The following is an 18,384-nucleotide window of genomic DNA, read 5'->3' as shown; positions in this document are numbered from 1 at the left end:
CTGAGAAGCCGGCCTTTTTATTTGCGTTGGAGTGCCGGGTCCTAAGTCCCGGCTTCGGGTGCGTCTGCCGCGGGCGGCCGCGGTTTCTTCTGCGCGGGCGGCCGTGCGCGGGGAGGGGCCGACGGCTGCATCGTCACGATGACCGGATTGGGCTTGTGATCGGTTGCTGCTCCCGTCGCGGCATCGACTCCCATGCCGACGACGCCCCCCAGCAAAAGATTGCCGGCAAAGCCAGCAGCTCCGCCGGTCTGAATGTCCCGGCTGAGTGGGACGATCTGCGGCTCGTAGCCGGCCTTCTGGACGGTGATGGAGATATCTGCGTTCCGCTTGACGACCACGGAGCAGGGCGTCGTGCAGGTCGTCGGTACTTCCATTCCGCTGATGACGGCTTCGGCGCCCGACGGTGTTGACGCAATGCTGATATTCTCGGTCGTGCCGCGCGTGACAGACGCGCAGCCGCCCAGCATGACGCTGAGCGCCACAATTCCAAATGAACGCATGAAATGCCCCTAATTCCCCGCTGCCACTGAAGCGCAATCAGAGCGGGAGGGCAATACGCCATATGTCCAGTTAGTTAAGCCACGCACAGGTTGGGATTGGAAGTAGCGGTAACCTGAGCGGGGGCCTGTTATTCGCCGCGCAGGCGCTGGTCGTCCTGCACGCGGACGTGTTCGGCGCCACGCGCGCCGGCAGGCGACAGCCGCAACATGCTCAGCATCGCGCCGCAGAGGGCAAATCCGACGCCGGCGAGGAGCGCGATCCGGGTTCCGTCGATCGGATAGCGGCCGAGGAACAGCGCGACGAGCGCAGCGCCAGTGGTCTGGCCGAGCAGCCGCGCGGTGCCCAGCATGCCACTGGCGCCGCCGGCGCGCTCGCGCGGTGCGGCCGCGATCATGGTGCGGTTGTTTGGCGTCTGGAATAGGCCGAAGCCTGCGCCCGCCAGTGCCATCCGCCAGACCACGTCGAGCGACGTCGGGCTTGCGGGCAGGAAAGCGAGTGCGGCGAGGCCGCAGGCGAACAGCGTCAGCCCGATGCCCCCGAGCAGGCCGGCCGGATAATGCTCGACCAGGCGGCCGGCCAGCGGGGCTGCGAAGGCCACCGCGATCGGCCACGGCGTGATCAGGAGGCCCATATGCACGGCCGAATAGCCGAAGCGGCTCTGGAGGTAGAAGGGGATCGCGACGAAGGCCAGCATCTGCCCGCAGAACGAGGCGATCGAGGTCGCAATCGACAGTCCGAATACTGGGATGCGCAACAGATCGACCGGCAGCAGCGGCGACTTCATGTGCGTCTCGCGATAGATGAGCAAAGCGCCGGCGACGATCGCGATGGCGAACTGGACGAGACAGGTGATTGTCGCCTCGCCGTGGCCGACGCTGTCGATCGCCGCGATGCCGACGCCGAAGGTGATCGCTGAGAGCCCCGCGCTCTGCCAGTCGAACGAATGGCTTGCTGGCGTTGTATGCGGCAGGCTGCGCAGGCCGAGCACGAGCGTGACCACGCCGAGCGGGACGTTGATGGCAAACAACCAGGGCCAGCTGCCGACCGCGAGGATGCCGGCGGCGAGTGTCGGCCCGACCGCGGCAGAGAAGGCGACCACGAGCGCATTGAGCCCGATGCCACGCCCGAGCAGGCTGCGCGGATAGGTGAAGCGGACCAGCGCCGAGTTGACGCTCATGATGCCGGCTGCGCCGAACCCCTGGACGATGCGCGCGGTCGTCAGCAGAGGCAGCGTATGTGCCAGCGCGCAGAACGCGGATGCGAGCGTGAACAGCACGAGCCCGACCAGATAGACGCGGCGGTATCCGACGATCTCGCCGAGCGAAGCCAGCGGCAGCAGGGAGATCGTGATCGCGAGCTGATAGCCGTTGACGATCCAGATCGAGAAGGCCGGGCTCGCGTTCAGGTCGGCTGCGATCGTCGGCAGCGCGACATTGGCAATGGCACTGTCGACGACAGCCATGAGGATGCCGAGCGCAATCGTCAGCACCGCCTGGTTGCGCTGAGGTTGCGGCAGGCCGTCGGCATGCTCGATCGGGACAGACGACATGGTGAAGGCGTGTTTGATTCGAGCCGTGGTGATCCCCGGATTAGGAAATTGCGCTGACCATCGCAACCCGGCAGGACACGGACGGTTCCTGTGGCGGAAGCAGGTCTGCCGGCGCTGCGGGCATGGATCTGCGCCCTGTTTGCGCGCTCACCAGCGCGAGGTCGCCTTGCCGTAGATATAGAGGGCGACAAGCCCGAGCGTCACTGCCGTGGAGGCGACGATAGCGGTGCGATCCCAGTCGATCCGCGTCCGCTCCTCGCGGTTGAGGTTGAGGATCGTGAACAGGGCCTTCATGGCAAATCGGCGCATCAGGCTGCCTCGCGAGGCGGGCACGATGCCACGATCGGCATGGACCGGATTGATGCAGCTCAAAAATCAAGCCGGCCCTTGCGAGGAGGTCAATTACACCGGCGGCGGATTGCGGTCGGAGAAGGTCCCCCGCTGGTGCCAGTAAGGATAAGGCAGCGTCACCTTGCTCGCGGCGTCGAGCTTTGCAATCTGATCCTTGGTCAATGACCATCCGACCGCGCCGAGGTTTTCGCGCAGCTGCGCTTCGTTGCGGGCGCCGATGATCAACGTTGAAACGGTCGGACGCTGGAGCAGCCAGTTCAGCGCGATCTGCGAGACGCTCTTGCCAGTCTCCTTGGCGACCTCGTCGATCGCCTCGACGACGCGATAGACATGTTCGTCGGACACGGGCGGTCCGAAGTCGGCAGTCTGGGGCAGGCGGCTCACTTCAGGCTTCGGCTGGCCGCGGCGGATCTTTCCGGTGAGGCGGCCCCATCCGAGCGGTGACCAGACCACGGCGCCGAGCCCCTGGTCGAGGCCGAGCGGCATCAACTCCCATTCATAGTCGCGCCCGATCAGCGAATAATAGGTCTGGTTGGCGACGTAGCGCGGGAGGCCGTGCTTGTCGGCGACACCAAGCGACTTCATCAGGTGCCAGCCCGAGAAATTCGAGACGCCGATATAGCGGATCTTGCCGGCGCGCACGAGCACGTCCAGCGTGCTGAGCACCTCCTCAGGCGGGGTGAGGGCGTCGAAGCCATGGAGCTGGAACAGGTCGATATAGTCGGTGCCGAGCCGGCTCAGCGAGCCGTCGATGGCCGCAAGCAGATGCTGCCGCGACGAGCCGAGGTCGTTGGGGCCGTCGCCGAAGCGGAAGGTCGCCTTGGTCGAGACCAGCACCTTGTCGCGGCGGCCCTTGATGGCTTCGCCGAGAACCCGCTCGGATTCGCCGAGCGAATAGACGTTGGCGGTGTCGAACATCGACACCCCGGCCTCCAGACAAATGTCCAGAAGGCGCCGCGCCTCGGTCGCATCGGTCGTTCCCCATGCCGCGAGGCGGCCGACGCCGCCGAACGTGCCCGTGCCAAGGCTCAAAGCGGGCACCATGAGGCCGGATCGGCCCAAGCGTCGGTATTCCATCGAACTGCTCCTCGCGGCCGCTGATTGATTGGCGCGGCCGTGGAGGCAGATCGTAGTGCAAGCAGACGCGTTATCCTACCGCCTGCCGACATACCCGCCTTGCCGCGGAATGGCCTAGTCGTGCAGACGCATATCATCGACCGCTGCATCTGCGACATGCGAGCTGATCGTCGTCGCCGGAGGTTGCGTTTCGATCCTGGCTGCGGAGGAGAGGACGCAGGCGGGCTGGGTGTCCAAAGTCTGCCGAGGCAGGAGCGTCAAGCCCCAGCCCGCCAGGACCAGCACCGCGAGCCGGAACGCGATCACGCTCAGCAGCAGCTCCGATCCTGATATCGTCGCGTGAGTCCTCATGCGGGCTAGCCTGATGCAGGTTGCACGAGGGGACAATCTGGAATTGGCGAGCATGGCCTTCGCCTGAGACGAAGGCTTGCGATGATGGCTGAGCGTACCGGATGTCAGTGCGGCAGCTGGCTCTGCCTGAAATCGCGCGGCGACATCCCGAAATGCTCGCGAAAGACGCGGCCAAAATGCGAGACGTCATTGAAGCCCCAGGCAAACGCAATCTCGCTGATGTGGCGGTGGCTGAGCACGGGCGAGGCGAGGTCGCGCCGGCATTGGGCGAGACGCTCGGCGAGCACATGACGCTGAAAAGAGGTGTCCTCGTCGGCGAGGAGATCGTTGACGTAACGCGATGAAATGCCGAGCGCGGCGGCGGTCTCGGCCAGCGAGAGGTCGGGATCGGCGAGGCGCGCGCGGATATGCGCCTTGAGCCGATAGAGCAGGGCGGAGCGATGCGTCGAGGATGGCAGTGACGTCTTGCCGAGCCGTTCGCTCAGCGCCATGGCAAGCAGGTCGACGGCTTGCTCCGACAGGGCGACGGCGCTGCTCGGCGCGAGCCGGTCAGCGCTCTGGCAAAGCCTGAAGATGAAATCATAGGCGAGCCGCTCGAGCGGCACATCGGCCCCGAAGGTGATTGCGGTGAGTGTCTCGGTGCCGCCGAGCCGACGCTGCAGCATGTTCCTGGGCACCTTGAAGATGGTCTGGGAGAACGTGTCTCTGAACTTCAGCTCATAGGGACGCGTGGTGTCGTAAAGCGCGAACTCGCCGGGATGGATCACGGTCTCTCGGCCGTCCTGCACCACGCCGCCATCGCCGCGATTGCCGAGCGCAACAAGGACATAATCCTGATCCGAGCGCGCGATGCGCGAGGGCGTACGAAACACATGCTGACGATCCGAGCAGACCTCGGAGCAAACGGCGTTGCCGAGCGGGACCTGCGTGACCGAACCATGGAAGGCGCTGCCGAGGTCCGATTTGCAGTCAAGCCCGACGAAGACGTCGCAGACGATGTCCTGCCAGAGGGCAAGCCGCCGGTAGCCGGGGCTGCCGTCTGTCGTGAACTGGATCGTCATCGGCAGGCCTCCTTTTCATATCCAGCAAAACCGCATGGTGGCACATATCCCGCCGGAGCGCAGGCAAGTTCCGTCCCGGGTGGCGATCCCTTCCAGTCGAGTTTTTGTTCCGCCGTGGTCGAGCGCGCGGCCGCCAAGCTTGGCCCAATAGACTGCATCGGACGTGGTCTCCGATCAACCGGCGAGGGAGGCGGCAATGGGCATCGAACATCCGAAATACAAGGTCGCGGTGGTGCAGGCGGCCCCCGCCTGGCTTAATCTCGACGCCTCGATCGACAAGTCGATCGCGCTGATCGGGGAGGCCGCCGAGAAAGGCGCCAAGCTGATTGCATTCCCCGAGGCATTCATCCCCGGTTACCCCTGGCACATCTGGATGGACTCGCCGGCCTGGGCGATCGGCCGTGGCTTCGTGCAGCGCTATTTCGACAATTCGCTGTCCTATGACAGTCCGCAGGCCGAGCGACTGCGCGATGCCGTGCGCAAAGCCAAGCTCACGGCCGTGATCGGCCTCTCCGAGCGCGACGGCGGCAGCCTTTATCTGGCGCAATGGCTGATCGGCCCGGACGGCGAGACCATCGCCAAGCGCCGCAAATTGCGCCCGACCCATGCCGAGCGTACCGTCTATGGCGAGGGCGACGGTAGCGACCTTGCGGTCCACGCGCGCCTCGACATCGGCCGCATCGGCGCGCTGTGTTGCTGGGAGCATCTCCAGCCGCTGTCGAAATACGCGATGTACGCCCAGAACGAGCAGGTCCATGTCGCGGCCTGGCCGAGCTTCTCGCTGTACGATCCGTTCGCGCCGGCCCTCGGCGCCGAGGTCAACAACGCCGCCTCGCGCGTCTATGCGGTGGAGGGCTCCTGCTTCGTGCTCGCGCCTTGCGCGACCGTGTCGCAGGCGATGATCGACGAGCTCTGCGATCGGCCGGACAAGAACGCGCTGCTGCATGTCGGCGGCGGTTTTGCTGCGATCTACGGGCCCGACGGCAGCCAGATCGGCGATAAGCTCGCACCGGACCAGGAGGGGTTGCTGATGGCCGAGATCGATCTCGGCGCGATCGGCGTCGCCAAGAATGCCGCCGATCCCGCCGGGCACTATTCGCGGCCCGACGTCACGCGGCTGCTGCTCAACAAGAAGCCGTACAAACGTGTCGAGCAATTCGCGTTGCCGGTCGACACTGTCGAACCCGCTGACATTGCGGCGGCGGCGAGTTGATCAGCGAAATCGCGAGGAGGGTACGATGATGGAATCCGCAATTCCTCAACATCTCGAAAGCCCGCGCACGCGTCACAAGCGCGTGCCGGACGATTACCAGCCGCCATATCCGTCCTTTGTGGCGCGTTACAAACCCGCCGTGAGCCGCGTCGTGATGGCCTATTTTGGCATACAGTATCGCGGCACGGCGCCGTCGGCTGCGGCGGAAGCGCTGGCTGAAATCGCCGGGCTCTTCGCTGGCGAGGGTGGTCCCTCGCATTGGGACCGCGCGCATCATGTCGATCAGACCGGCCACACGAACATTGTCTCGGTGGCTTATTGGGACGATATCGTGCGTTTCGACGCCTGGTTTGCGTCGGCGCGCGAGGCCTGGACCGGAAAGCGCCGCGAAGGGATCGGCACCTTTATCGAGGTGCTGCGCCCCACTGTGGCGCGACACGAGACGTTGTTCTCCTCGCTCGGCAGGCCCGAGGGTGTCGCTGTCATCGCAGAAGGCATGAGTGGCGAGGTGCAGGAGCATGCTTATTGGGGCGGCATGCGCGATCGCATTCCGCTGTCGCAGACCGATCCGATGTCGCCTAACGGTGCTCCCGAGTTGGTCCGCGATGGCGTGCGGCTGCGCGTGAAAGCGAACGACAATCTTTGCCTGATCCGCTCAGGCCAGGACTGGAGCGATACCGAGGCGTCGGAGCGAAAACTCTATCTCGACGATGTCGAGCCGGTATTGCGCGAGGGCATGGATTTCCTGCGCGACGACGGGCTTGCGATCGGCTGCTACGCCAACCGCTACATGCAGGTGCTTTCGGCCGATGGCAAGGCAAGCGAAAAATCCTACGGCCAAAGCTGGTGGAAAAGTCTCGCCGCGCTGGAGCGTTGGGCGGAATCGCACCCGACCCACGTCAAGATCTTTGGTGCGGCGATGAAATACCTCTCGACGCTAGGGCCGTCGGCAAAGCTGCGACTCTACCACGAGGTCACGGTGGCGGCCGCCGACGAGCAGTTCTTCGAATATCTGAACTGCCACGCGAAGACCGGGATGCTTGCGGCCGTGGAGACGGTCGGCGCTTAGGCGACGCAGTGGCCGAGCAGCTCCGGATGCGCGGCGCAGATGTGGTGCGCGCCGGCGTCCCTCAGCTCGGCCTCACTGCCATAGCCATAGAGCACGCCGATCGCCGTCATGCCGTTGGTTCGGGCGCCGACCACGTCATGGCTGCGGTCGCCGATCATGATTGCACCGTCCGCTTCGACCCTGGTCTCGTCGAGCGCGTATCGGAGCAGGTCGCGCTTGTCGACGCGCGTGCCGTCGAGCTCGGAGCCGAACACGCGCTCGAAATAGGGTTTCAGGCCAAAATGATCGACGATACGAGTGGCGTAGACCGTGGGCTTGCTGGTCGCGACGAACATGCGCGGTGTCGTGGCGGCCAGCGTCGCCAGCGTGTCCACGATGCCGGCATAGGCCTCGTTCTCGAACAGGCCGATATCGCTGAACCGCTCGCGGTAGAGCAGCAGTGCCTGGTCCGCCAGCGCGTCGGTTCCGGTGAGTTTTTTCAGGCTTGCATGCAGGGGCGGCCCGATGCACCAGGTCAGCTCATCCTCGCCCGGCACTGCGAGGCTTAGCCGCTCCAGGGCGTACTGGATCGAACGGGTGATCCCCGGTTTCGGGTTGGTCAGCGTGCCGTCGAGATCGAAGAAGATTGTCGCCATCAGGAACCGGCCCGCGTTGAAACTGCCGGTCCGTTGCTAGTCGGATCGGGCTTCAAGTCAAGAGCCGTCGCGTCATTGCTGCTTCGTCCATTCGACGATCGCGGCGGCATCTGCGCCGGCCTGCGCCTCCCATGCGGCGATCGTGCCCGTTGCGGCCATTCGCAGCGCTGCGACGAGGGATGGCGGTGCCGGCTCGGCGATGTGGACGCCGTTCTCGCGCATGCGTGCGTAATTCTCGGCCGTACGATGGGCCAGCAATGCGAGCTGGCTCTGTTCGGTCTCGGCTGCTGCGGTCAGCACCTCGCGCTGCATAGGCTCGGGCAGTGCGGCAAACGCCTCGTTACGGACGAAGGCGATCGAGACCGGCATCGCGTAGTTGATGGCCGTGAAATAGGGCAGGAAGTCCCACAGCTTGCGTCCCGCGCCGCCGTCGCCGGAGGTGAGGAACGCATTCAGCCGGTGCTCCCGGAGCCCGGCAAGCGCCGCATCCATCGGCAAGACCTGCGCGTTCGCGCCGGCCGCCTTCATCACCTCGCTGGAGTTGGCATCGTAAGCACGCAGGTCGAGTTTCGGTAGGTCGTCGGCGCCTGCGAGCGCGCGGTCTGACCACAGGCCCGTGGCCGGCCAGATCGTCAGATAGAGCAGCTTGAGGCCGCGTGCTGCGAGAGCTTTCTCGTAGAGGGGCCGCGCGCGCAAATTTGCCGCGCGGGCGATGTCGACCGATTGCACCACGAATGGCAGGGTCGAGAAGCCCAGCACAGGGGCGAGGCCCGAGAGCGCGCCCGCAAAAGCGTCGCCGCCGGCGATCCGGCCATCCAGTGACGCGCGCGGCATCTCGCCCGAGGTGATCTTCAATTGATTGTCGAAGGCGTTGGTCACGCTCACGAAACCGTTTGTGCGCGCTGCGACGCGATCGGCGAAGGTGGTGAGCCCGATCCCGGATATGTTGTTCTCCGGATATTCGGTGGTCATCTGCCAAGTAACTTGAGAGGTAACTTGAGAGGTAACTTGAGAGGTAACTTGGGAGGTAAGTTGGGAGGCGACTTGGGGCGTGACTTGCGCCATGGCCGGCACGGCGCTGAAGAGAAGCGCGGCGAGGGCGAGGATGGTATGGATCCGTCTGGCGGGGGAACGCATTGGGAGAAGCAGGTCAGGCAACATCGATTGCAACTCGTCGAACCAGGGCACAGCGCCACGATATGGCAGATCACCTTGTTGCATGCCGCGCAGGCGCCCGCCACCGCGATGCTTGGGCACGGTTGGCGCGAATTGCATCACTCGTCGTCCCATGCTGATCTTGATGACAGCGGGGGCGGCGGAGGACAGCTCACCCGCAAAGACCGATACTGCAGTCCCCAGCGTCGAGGCGCCGCCGGAGAAGCCGGCGGATGGCCGCGAGAGCGACACGCGGGAGTCGATCTGCCTGATCGTGGAGGCCGCCGCGCGCGATGCCAATCTGCCGCTCGAATTCTTCGCCCGCGTCATTTGGCAGGAGAGCCGCTTCCAGGCCGATGCGGTGGGTCCGACGACGCGCAGTGGCGAGCACGCGCAGGGGATTGCACAGTTCATGCCGGGCACCGCCAGCGAGCGGGGGCTGCTCAATCCGTTCAATCCGGTTCAGGCGCTGCCGAAATCGGCCGAGTTCCTGAACGAGCTGCGCAACCAGTTCGGTAATCTCGGCCTCGCCGCGGCCGCCTACAATGCCGGCCCGCGACGGGTGCAGGAATGGCTCGCGGGCACCGGTGGCATGCCGGAGCAGACGCGCAACTATGTCTACGCCATCACTGGAGCGAGCATTGACGCGTGGGCCAAGGCCGGCAGCGCCGGCAAGGGGCCGCCGAGTTCGCCGCCAACGAGTTGCCGCGACCTGATGGCGCTGCTGAAGCGTGCGCCGAACCCGTTCGTCGCAGAGCTCGAACAGCATGTCGAGCTCGCCGCCGCCAAGATCTGGGGCGTTCAGCTCGCCGCTGGCTTCGACCGCAACAAGGCGCTGGCGATGTACTCTCGTGCAGTCACACGCCTTAGCGCCGTGATCGGCGACCGCGATCCGAGCCTGCTCAGTTCGGTTGTGCGCAGCCGCGGGTCGCACGCCTTCTACCAGGTGCGCATCGGTGCCGAAACGCGCCCTGAGGCGGATGATCTCTGCAACCGCATCCGGAAGGCGGGTGGGGCGTGTTTTGTCCTGAAGAACAAGGGTGTGAGCGGGTAGGGGGTGCCGTGCGCATGCCAGCCCCGCCGCGAGCTTCCTTGACGTGGCCGTCCGCATTGCCCGTTATTCAGGCACGATTCCTCACCCGCCGGCCCAAGATCCCGTGGCGCTTCCTCCGCTCGATTCACCTCAATGGCAAAGTCCCTGGCGCGCCTTTGCCTGGGGGCTGCACTCGATCACGCAGACGATCCTCACGCTCGTTCTGTTCGCAACCTATCTCGGCATCGGGGCGCTCGCCCATGACAGCCATTTCAGCCTGGTCTGGGCGCTGGCTTCGACGCTGTTCGTCTGGGCCGGGCCGGCGCAGATTATCCTGATCACCACGCTCGGCTCGGGCGCGACCATCATCCAGTCGGCGATCGCGGTCACCGTCAGCGCGATCCGGCTGTTTCCGATGGTGGTCTCAGTGCTGCCGCTGATGCGTACGCCGACGACCAGGCGGCGTGAATTGTTCTTCGCCGCCCATCTGACGGCCGTGACGCTATGGGTCGAATGCCATCGCTTCCTGCCGCAGGTACCGCGCGAGCGGCGCATCGCCTTCGTCAACGGACTTGGCTTTGGTCTGGTTTCGGTGTGCCTCACCGCCAACACGGTCGGCTATTTTCTCGCCGCCAACCTGACGCACACGCTGGGCGCCGCGATCCTGCTGCTGACGCCGCTATCGTTTCTGTTCTCGACCGCGCGCAACAGCCGCGAGGTCGCCGACGTGGTTGCGCTGACGCTCGGAATTTTGCTCTATCCGCTGGCCGCGAAGATGAACTCCGGCCTCGACATTCTCGTCAGCGGTGTTGCCGCCGGCACGATCGCCTACGGCGTGCACTGGTGGCGGGAGGTGGGCGCATGAGCGCCGCGCAACTCATCGGCGACTGGCACGCGCTGTTGGTGCTGTTCGTCGCCGGCGTCATTCCCAACCAGATATGGCGCATGCTCGGCCTGTGGTTCGGCGGCGGCATCGACGAAGGTTCCGAGTTGCTGGTCTGGGTGAGGGCGGTTGCCACTGCCATTCTGGCCGGCGTCATCGCCCAGATCGTGGTCCAGCCGCCGGGCGCATTGGCCAGCGTGCCTGATGGCCTGCGCTACGGCGCCGTCGGCGCCGGCCTCGTCATGTTCCTGCTGACGCGCCGCTCGATCTTTGCGGGGGTTGTCGCCGGTGAAGTCTTCATGCTGGCCGGCAAATGGTGGTTGGGCTAAAACCCTTGCGAACAGCCAAGGAAGTGGAAATATGGTTCGCGAAAACGAACTCCGTGAGGGAGAGGTCGCCATCGAGCTGCCGCCTGCGGAGGATGCCGGCCTCGTCTTCATCGGTCGTATCCGCACGCCCTGGATCTCGCGGCTCGAGACGCCGCGGCAGGGTCGCGCCGACGGCCCGGTGTGCAGGCTCGAGATCTTCGAGCCCTTCGTACCCGCGATCAAGGGCGTCGATTTCTACAGCAATCTCGAAGTGCTTTATTGGCTCGACAAGTCCCGCCGCGACATCGTCCTGCAAAGCCCAAAGAACAACGAGAAGACCCGCGGTACGTTTTCGCTGCGTTCGCCGGTGCGACCCAATCCGATCGGCACCTCGATCGTGAAGCTGGTCGGCATCGAGGGCAGCTCGATCCTCGTGCGCGGCCTCGACTGCCTCGACAACACGCCGCTGATCGACATCAAGCCGGACCGCTGCGAGTTCACGCCATTAGCGGCGCCGCAAGCAGGGGATTTTCAGACGGAGTAGTCCGTCATTCCGGGGCGCGACGAAGTCGCGAGCCCGGAATCCATTCCGCCACCATCTCTGACGCATGATGGATTCCGGGTTCGCGCCAGGATGCGCACCCCGGAATGACGATCAGCTCTTCAGCGCCGCGATCAGCTTGGTCGCGTTCTCTTCCAGCACCTTGACGTCTTCCTTGCGGCTCGCAGGCGGCAGCATCGCGACGCCGTCGTGGCGGGGCATCACGTGCATGTGGAGATGAAACACCACCTGTCCGCCGGCGGGCTCGTTGAATTGCTGCACGGTGATGCCATCGGCCTTGAACGCCTTCATTGCGGCGATTGCGATCTTCTTCGCGCCCCGGGCGACGTGGGCGTAATCGTCCGGTGCGATGTCGAGGATGTTGCGGGCAGGAGCCTTCGGGATCACCAGCGTGTGGCCGGGCACCCGCGGCATGATGTCGAGGAAGGCGAACACGTGCTCGTCCTCATAGACCTTGTGACAGGGCAGCTCGCCGCGCAGGATCTTTGCGAAGATGTTGTTGGTGTCGTAGGCGGTCATGGCGGCGGCTCCCAAGAGCTTTCAAGAACATTGCGCTTAGAATTTCGCGCTTACTGTCACCACCGACGGCAAACCGTCAAGGCGCCTCGTCGATGCCTTTCCGGAACGGGCCAAGCTCGGCGAGCTCGCGGCCGGCCTCCGCAACATAGGCGCGCTCGCGCTTGAGGTAATCGTCGATGGCGCGGCGCAGGCCGGGATCGGCGATGAAATGGGCGGAATGGGTCGTCCGCGGCAGGTAGCCGCGCGCGATCTTGTGCTCGCCTTGCGCGCCGGCTTCGACATTCTTCAAACCGTGTTTGATGGCGAAATCGATTGCCTGGTAGTAGCAGACCTCGAAATGCAGGAAGGGATGATGCTCGACCGCGCCCCAGTTGCGGCCGAACAGCGTGTCCGAGCCGATGAAGTTGATCGCGCCCGCGACCCAGCGGCCGTTGCGGCGGGCCATCACCAGCAGCACGTCCTCGCTCATGGTCTCGCCGATCAGCGAGAAGAACTCGCGCGTGAGGTATGGACGGCCCCATTTGCGAGAGCCGGTCTCCATGTAGAACATGAAGAACGCGTCCCAGGCGTCCTCGGTGATGTCCTTGCCCGTGAGCCAGTGGATGGTGATACCAGAGGCCACCGCATCGCGTCGTTCGCGCTTGATAGACTTGCGGTGGCGTGAGTTCAGCGTCGCCAGGAAATCGTCGAAACTCGCAAAGCCCTCATTGCGCCAGTGAAACTGCTGGTCGGTGCGCTGGAGGAAACCATGCTGGGCAAGCAGCTGCCACTCCGCCTCGCGGGCGAAGGTGACGTGCACCGAGGAGGCCTTGCTGACGCCGCACAGCGCAATCAGGCCGCTGGCTAACGCCTCGGTGATCCGCTCGCGGTCGACGCCGTCACGGACCAGGAGCCGCGGCCCCGTCGCCGGCGTGAAGGGAACAGAGACCTGCAGCTTCGGGTAATAGCGCCCGCCCGCGCGCTCATAGGCGTCCGCCCAACCGCGGTCGAAAACGTATTCGCCCTGGCTGTGTGATTTCAGATAGCAGGGCACGACGCCGACGACGCGTCCGCCAATCTTGGCGACGAGATGCCGCGGACCCCAGCCGGTGCGGATCGTAGCCGAACCCGATTTCTCAGCAGCGGAAAGAAACGCATGCGAGACGAAGGGGTTATAGGCGGGCTTTAAGAAGCCGAGGGAATCGTCTGGGACCCCGGACGAGGTTCCCAAGCCATGCCCGTTGCAGATCTTGCCTGGATTGGCGCAAGCGTCCCAATCCTCCGGCGAGACTTCGCCAATGGACGGTACCGCCTCCAGCGTGATTTCGGATGATGCCATTGCTCCCAAGATCGTGCATTGCAGCAGCGACTTCAAGGGCGGGGAACATCAAGCTTACGGCACGAAGCCTTCGAAGATCATCTGGTCGGCATATTGCCCGACTCGCGTCCGCTGCTCGTCCGTGCGCACGGTCCAGCCGAGCAGGGCGCAGCCGAACACGTTGCGGGCAATCCAGGGGGCGGGCGCCGGCAGGTGGTCGACCTTGAAGGCGACGAAGTGTGGCTGGGTCTGGAAGCCGTGGCGGAGGTACAGCATGCTGTCGCGCTGGGCTTGCGTCAGGTAGGCCCAGTACTCGTCCTCATAGCTCCGCTGCGCGACGATGCCGCGCGGACGGGACGGCAGCAGCTCGCGCAGCGCCAGCACCTGGTCGGGATCGAAGGACATGCCGACCGCTTGTCCCTGATAAGACGCCAGCACCTCGGCCATCCGCTTCACCAGCTTGCGGTCGCCGTCGAAATGGCTCTTTACCTCGATCACCAGCGGCACGCGGCCGGCGACCATGGCGCAGAGGTCGCCGAGCGACATCATCCGCTCGGGCGTATCCCTGAATGCGATGGCCTTCAGCTCGGCCGCGGTCTTTGCGACCACCGGGCCGGTGGCGTCGGTGAGGCGGCCGAGGGCGTGGTCGTGATGCACCATGGCTTCGCCGTCAGCCGAGAGCTGGATGTCGACCTCGATCGAGAAGTTGCCGGCAATCGCGGCTTGCACCGCGCCCGGCATGTTCTCAACGATGCCACGCGAAATGTCATGCAGGCCGCGATGGGCGACCGGCCGCGCTGTCAGCCAATCCGGAGCACGCACGATGCTGACCTCAGGCGACCTCGAACACGCCTTCGACTTCGACGGCCGCATCCGCGGGCAGCGAGGCGACGCCGACGGTGGTGCGGGCATGGCGGCCCTTGTCGCCGAAGGCCGCGACCATCAGGTCGGAGGCGCCGTTGAGCACCTTCGGCCCGTCCAGGAAGTCGGGCGCCGAGTTGATGAAGCCGCCGAGGCGCACCACGCGCACGACCTTGTCGAGGTCGCCGAGCGCGGCCTTGACCTGCGCGAGCAGGTTGACGGCGCAGCCGCGCGCGGCCGCAGCACCGTCCTCGATCGAGACGCCGGCGCCGAGCTTGCCCTTGGCGATCAGCTTGCCGGCGGGATCGAAGCAGACCTGGCCCGAGACGAACAGCAGATTGCCGGTGCGCACGAACGGCACGTAATTGGCCACGGGGGTGGGGGCCTCGTGCAGCTTGATGCCCTGTTCCGCCAGTTTCTGCTCGACCGTGCCCGCCATGTCCTGACCTCGATGTCTGAAAACTCATCCGCTCCGGCGCGTCTCGTGACCGCCGGGCGCGCCCTGTTTCGCCCATCAAGCCGCCACATGCAAGCAAGCCGATCGGGCGGACGAACGCTGCGGCAGACTGCATTTTCCCAAGGCAGGTCAGGAGGTTCAACGGAGAGGCGCAACTTTACGTGAAACCGCCGCAGTTGCGACGCAATGGAACGGTCATTAAAGTGTCGAATCTGCGCGTCCCCAGGGAACAGACATGGTGCACCTTTTCCGGACTTCACTCGGTGTGATGGCGCTCGCCGCGGCCACGCTCGGCGCCGGTGCCCATGCCGCGAATGGTCCGTTCCTCCCGCATCAGGCGCTTTACGATCTGAGCCTGGTCAAATCGCGCTCCAACTCCATCAACAGCGCGCGCGGCCGCATCCTCTACAATTTCGCCGGCAGCGCTTGCGAAGGCTACACCTCCGAATTCCGCCAGGTCTCCGAGCTCGACAGCGGCGAGGGCAAGATCACGCTCAGTGACCTCCGCTCCAATTCCTGGGAGGACGCCACCGGCAAAAGCTACCGCTTCAAGATCGAGACGCGGATGAACGAGACCGAGGCCGGCCTCGTCGACGGCTCGGCGGAGCGCGATGGCGACCACATCAACGTCAAGCTGAAATTGCCGGCGCCGAAGAATTTCACCCTGGACGGCAAGATCGTGTTCCCGACCGAGCAGATCCAGCGCATCATTGCGGCCGCCAAGGACGGCAAGTCGCTGCTCGAGCTCTCCGTCTATGACGGCTCCGACGACGGCCAGAAGGTCTACAACACGCTGACCGTGATCGGTCAGCCGATCGCGGCCGACCGCGCCGCTGCGCCCGATCCGTCGACATCGGACGAGCACATGAAATCGCAAAAGCGCTGGCCGGTCACCGTCAGCTATTTCGATCGCGAGGCCCAGCAGAAGGAAGGCGAGCAGACGCCGGTCTACGCCATGTCGTTCGAGCTCTACGAGAACGGCGTCTCCCGCCAGCTCGTGCTCGACTACAACGACTTCGTCATTTCCGGTGCGATGGGCAAGTTCGACGTCAAGGACAGCAAGCCCTGCAATTGAGGGGCGAGGCTAGCTCTCGACACAGTCTCCGGCTACGCTCCCTCCCAACCATAAAACTCCGGGAGCCAGCCTCATGCCCAAGCTCGATCATCTCCGCCCCAGCGGCCTGCATCACAATCCCGCTTATTCCCACGTCGTCACCGCCTCCGGCGCGCGCACCATCTACATCTCCGGCCAGGTGTCGGTGGACGAGGAGGGGCGGATCGTCGGCGAGGGCGATATCGCCGCGCAGACCACGCAGGTGATGCAGAACCTCGGCCATGCGCTGAAGGCGGCCGGCGCCACCTACGCCAACATCGTCAAGATCACGACCTTCGTCGTCGGCTATAAGCCGGAGCTGCGCCCGATCATCGGCAAAGCCCGTTCGGTCTTCTTCGAAGGCATGGAGCCGCCGGCCTCGACCCTCGTCGGCGTCTCCGCGCTCGCCGCGCCGGAATGGCTGATCGAGATCGAGGCGATTGCGGTGGCGGATTGAGTGCACTGCCCGGGCGGTCTCAGGCTGAGGAAGAGCGGAGCGATAGGCGGGGCTGCGCGCCCTCCTTTCTGAACCGCGCCGGCGCATGGTCTCGCAAAGAGTGAAAAACAACCCCATGCACAGTAGAAGCGGTGGTGTGGAAGGACACGATGCCCGTCCGATCAAGCCATTGCGGTGTCGAGCAAACCAGCTTGAGACGGGCAGGGAGCGCGGCCTCTGAGGCGAGGGGCGGTCTTCGAAAAACGATGGCAGACGATGCCCATTGGGCAACGCGCGGAAATTGCGCGGGAATCGCGGATTCAGGTCTAACCCAAGTTTCGTATTTAGCGAATTCAATTTGACGCGTCGGGCAAAACAGTGGCACTATGCCATCGTGGCCCTCGACGACAGCGGCAACAGCCAGTCGCCACGACGCACGACGTCTCGGCTTTCGGAATCTGACGAACGAGCGATCCTCATTTTCATGCTGAACCAGATACTTCGTGATTGCAGGCCAATTGAAGCGATAGTCCGGTACCGTCACCGCAATTGTCGTGTCTCACTTCAGGGGTGCAGTCCAGTGCACTCAATTGTTGCTGCCAAGCCTCGTCCCGACGGGATCAAAGCTGGCAAAATACGTCAGATTTTTGCTCGATTGCCCAAAGTACAAACGATCTCAACTCTTCGATGCTTTTTCTCAATTCTGGGCCCGATATGGAAAACTCTAGATCCCGTCCATCTGGGGTCCAACCATAAACTACCTTTTGAGAGTACGTTGGATCTCTAAGGTAATTATCTCTGAGCTTATCAAGCTCTCTCAAAACGACAGGCGCATCGCTCAATGACAAGGTATCATCTTCATATTGCCCAAAATTGCTTCCCAGTTCGACATTGATAGCGTCCCAGAATTTTATATGGAATAGCCATTCCGAAGTCTCAGCACGAAGTGACAAGCTTCCCTTGGGGGCGTCTGCCTCGCAATTCAACAATTGAAAATAGGAGGGATGCATAGTCTATCAATCTGTATTGTTGAAGTGAGTTAGCGCGCGCCGTACCTCTGGTGGCACACCAGTCTGCGTCGAACCCGATGGTTTCACAAGCGGGACGTTCGCCGGTATCGCATTGCCATATTGATCTGTGTATCGAAGTGCCCCCGTAACGTTCGTATTCTCGACCCGAAAATAATTCCCTGCGTTGTCATAAACAACCTGCAACCCAGTTTCAGGATTTGCGTAAATCGTTTTACCAGAGGCGGTGTAAGTGATTGTTGGGTTCGTACCCGAAACATTTGCTACCGTTTCGCTTAGCGATGCTCTTCCTTGCATTTCACCGAACTGAGCTGCTCTGATTGCGCCTGCCGGATTAATGACAGGACTAGTCGGCGTCCCCTTTGCGACAGAGGCGCTGGCTCCAATGGATACGACATTGGTGTATATAATGGCCGAAGCGATTCCAGCAGCGACACCCGCCTTGCCAGATCCGCTACTGTTGTTATCTGAGCCGAAATAGTTCTCCAGGGTAGATAAAAGATCCACAGGATTGGGGTTGACTATGCCTCTGAATCCATTTCCAAAGCCGTCAGCAGTGAGACCCGTAGGATCGGTCAAATTCAATGGATCATTGTTGACATAGGCATAGAGATGAGCTCCGCCCGCATAGCCGATTGGATCAGCTTGTAGGAATCGTCCCAACGCGGGGGAGTAATGCCGCGCTCGATAATTGTAGAGCCCGTTTGTTTCCGAATCGATCCGCTGACCAGTGTACCCGAATGGTCCAGCACCGCCGCTCTTGCCGTAAGGCAGGTACCCAGTCCTGGTCAAAGTGCCGGAAGCCGAAGACAGCGAGCCGATAACCGAACCCAGGGTATCCGGAACGGTGGCTATTACGGTGACAGTGCTGGACTGCACCCCTGAAGTGAGACACGATAATTTCAGTGACAGGCATTCCGAGGATGACCTGTGGCAGGACAAGGA

The 18,384-nt window shown here is 63.7% G+C and carries 21 protein-coding genes; 8 read left to right on the top strand and 13 right to left on the bottom strand.

Going from position 1 to position 18,384, the window contains the following annotated elements:
* Window positions 1-41: 41 nt before the first annotated feature.
* The 6 genes from JQ587_RS35600 to JQ587_RS35575 all read right to left on the bottom strand — a co-directional run bounded on the left by JQ587_RS35600 (window position 42) and on the right by JQ587_RS35575 (window position 4,890).
* Window positions 42-500 (bottom strand): PEGA domain-containing protein, encoded by a 459-nt coding sequence (locus tag JQ587_RS35600; protein ID WP_212303899.1) that lies wholly within the window; start codon window positions 498-500, stop codon window positions 42-44.
* A 128-nt stretch (window positions 501-628) separates the two neighbouring features.
* On the bottom strand, window positions 629-2,050 hold the full coding sequence (locus JQ587_RS35595) for an MFS transporter (RefSeq protein ID WP_212428475.1): 1,422 nt from the start codon (window positions 2,048-2,050) through the stop codon (window positions 629-631).
* Between the two features lie 147 nt (window positions 2,051-2,197).
* Window positions 2,198-2,359 carry a hypothetical protein gene (locus JQ587_RS35590; protein WP_212428474.1) on the bottom strand — a complete coding sequence of 54 codons (162 nt, stop codon included), beginning with the start codon at window positions 2,357-2,359 and terminating at the stop codon, window positions 2,198-2,200.
* A 93-nt stretch (window positions 2,360-2,452) separates the two neighbouring features.
* Complete coding sequence (locus JQ587_RS35585) at window positions 2,453-3,478, bottom strand: aldo/keto reductase (RefSeq protein WP_212428473.1); 1,026 nt, start codon at window positions 3,476-3,478, stop codon at window positions 2,453-2,455.
* Between the two features lie 114 nt (window positions 3,479-3,592).
* The gene (locus JQ587_RS35580) at window positions 3,593-3,829 is read right to left on the bottom strand and encodes a hypothetical protein (RefSeq protein ID WP_212428472.1); all 237 of its coding nucleotides are present in this window, start codon (window positions 3,827-3,829) and stop codon (window positions 3,593-3,595) included.
* Window positions 3,830-3,933: 104 nt separating this feature from the next.
* Entirely contained in the window at window positions 3,934-4,890 is a 957-nt protein-coding gene (locus tag JQ587_RS35575; RefSeq protein ID WP_212428471.1) for an AraC-like ligand-binding domain-containing protein, read from the bottom strand.
* A 196-nt stretch (window positions 4,891-5,086) separates the two neighbouring features.
* On the opposite strand from JQ587_RS35575, the gene JQ587_RS35570 reads away from it, so the two are divergent.
* A complete protein-coding gene (locus JQ587_RS35570; protein ID WP_212428470.1) occupies window positions 5,087-6,103 on the top strand; it encodes a carbon-nitrogen hydrolase family protein in 1,017 nt (338 codons plus the stop codon).
* Window positions 6,104-6,131: 28 nt separating this feature from the next.
* Window positions 6,132-7,172: a phenylacetaldoxime dehydratase family protein gene (locus JQ587_RS35565; protein ID WP_212428494.1), complete on the top strand. Its 1,041-nt coding sequence runs from the start codon at window positions 6,132-6,134 to the stop codon at window positions 7,170-7,172.
* On the opposite strand, the gene JQ587_RS35560 is transcribed toward JQ587_RS35565, so the two are convergent.
* The gene (locus tag JQ587_RS35560; protein ID WP_212428469.1) at window positions 7,169-7,807 is read right to left on the bottom strand and encodes an HAD family hydrolase; all 639 of its coding nucleotides are present in this window, start codon (window positions 7,805-7,807) and stop codon (window positions 7,169-7,171) included. The two genes, JQ587_RS35565 and JQ587_RS35560, sit on opposite strands and share 4 nt — an antisense overlap.
* A 72-nt stretch (window positions 7,808-7,879) precedes the next feature.
* Window positions 7,880-8,779, bottom strand: coding sequence for a TRAP transporter substrate-binding protein (locus JQ587_RS35555; RefSeq protein WP_249154690.1), 900 nt, complete (start codon window positions 8,777-8,779; stop codon window positions 7,880-7,882).
* Window positions 8,780-9,107: 328 nt separating this feature from the next.
* Here JQ587_RS35555 and JQ587_RS35550 point away from each other — a divergent pair, with 328 nt between their 5' ends.
* The 4 genes from JQ587_RS35550 to tsaA all read left to right on the top strand — a co-directional run bounded on the left by JQ587_RS35550 (window position 9,108) and on the right by tsaA (window position 11,730).
* On the top strand, window positions 9,108-10,016 hold the full coding sequence (locus tag JQ587_RS35550) for a lytic transglycosylase domain-containing protein (protein ID WP_249154689.1): 909 nt from the start codon (window positions 9,108-9,110) through the stop codon (window positions 10,014-10,016).
* Window positions 10,017-10,119: 103 nt separating this feature from the next.
* A complete protein-coding gene (locus JQ587_RS35545) occupies window positions 10,120-10,860 on the top strand; it encodes an AzlC family ABC transporter permease (RefSeq protein ID WP_212303890.1) in 741 nt (246 codons plus the stop codon).
* Window positions 10,857-11,207: an AzlD domain-containing protein gene (locus JQ587_RS35540; protein WP_212428467.1), complete on the top strand. Its 351-nt coding sequence runs from the start codon at window positions 10,857-10,859 to the stop codon at window positions 11,205-11,207. The genes JQ587_RS35545 and JQ587_RS35540 overlap by 4 nt, the downstream gene beginning before the upstream one ends.
* Window positions 11,208-11,238: 31 nt before the next feature.
* The gene (gene tsaA / locus JQ587_RS35535; RefSeq protein ID WP_212428466.1) at window positions 11,239-11,730 is read left to right on the top strand and encodes a tRNA (N6-threonylcarbamoyladenosine(37)-N6)-methyltransferase TrmO; all 492 of its coding nucleotides are present in this window, start codon (window positions 11,239-11,241) and stop codon (window positions 11,728-11,730) included.
* 111 nt (window positions 11,731-11,841) lie between these two features.
* Here the strand turns inward: tsaA and JQ587_RS35530 are convergent, their stop codons facing one another.
* The 4 genes from JQ587_RS35530 to JQ587_RS35515 all read right to left on the bottom strand — a co-directional run bounded on the left by JQ587_RS35530 (window position 11,842) and on the right by JQ587_RS35515 (window position 14,864).
* Window positions 11,842-12,267, bottom strand: a complete 426-nt coding sequence (locus JQ587_RS35530; protein ID WP_212303887.1) for an HIT family protein — start codon at window positions 12,265-12,267, stop codon at window positions 11,842-11,844.
* Between the two features lie 76 nt (window positions 12,268-12,343).
* Window positions 12,344-13,585 (bottom strand): GNAT family N-acetyltransferase, encoded by a 1,242-nt coding sequence (locus JQ587_RS35525; protein ID WP_212428465.1) that lies wholly within the window; start codon window positions 13,583-13,585, stop codon window positions 12,344-12,346.
* 54 nt (window positions 13,586-13,639) lie between these two features.
* Window positions 13,640-14,386 (bottom strand): glycerophosphodiester phosphodiesterase, encoded by a 747-nt coding sequence (locus JQ587_RS35520; protein ID WP_212428464.1) that lies wholly within the window; start codon window positions 14,384-14,386, stop codon window positions 13,640-13,642.
* Between the two features lie 10 nt (window positions 14,387-14,396).
* Entirely contained in the window at window positions 14,397-14,864 is a 468-nt protein-coding gene (locus JQ587_RS35515) for a RidA family protein (protein ID WP_014494672.1), read from the bottom strand.
* Between the two features lie 253 nt (window positions 14,865-15,117).
* Between JQ587_RS35515 and JQ587_RS35510 the strand changes: the two genes are divergently transcribed.
* Together JQ587_RS35510 and JQ587_RS35505 are read left to right on the top strand one after the other, a co-directional pair.
* Complete coding sequence (locus JQ587_RS35510; protein ID WP_212303884.1) at window positions 15,118-15,957, top strand: cell envelope integrity EipB family protein; 840 nt, start codon at window positions 15,118-15,120, stop codon at window positions 15,955-15,957.
* 73 nt (window positions 15,958-16,030) lie between these two features.
* Window positions 16,031-16,432, top strand: a complete 402-nt coding sequence (locus JQ587_RS35505) for a RidA family protein (RefSeq protein WP_194482396.1) — start codon at window positions 16,031-16,033, stop codon at window positions 16,430-16,432.
* A 995-nt stretch (window positions 16,433-17,427) separates the two neighbouring features.
* Here JQ587_RS35505 and JQ587_RS35500 read toward each other — a convergent pair.
* The coding region (locus JQ587_RS35500; protein WP_212428463.1) for an RHS repeat-associated core domain-containing protein at window positions 17,428-18,384 on the bottom strand (957 nt) is incomplete at its 5' end.

The sequence above is a fragment of the Bradyrhizobium manausense genome (assembly GCF_018130615.1).
Lineage (GTDB): Bacteria > Pseudomonadota > Alphaproteobacteria > Rhizobiales > Xanthobacteraceae > Bradyrhizobium > Bradyrhizobium manausense_A.
This window is presented reverse-complemented; position numbering and strand designations above follow the sequence as displayed.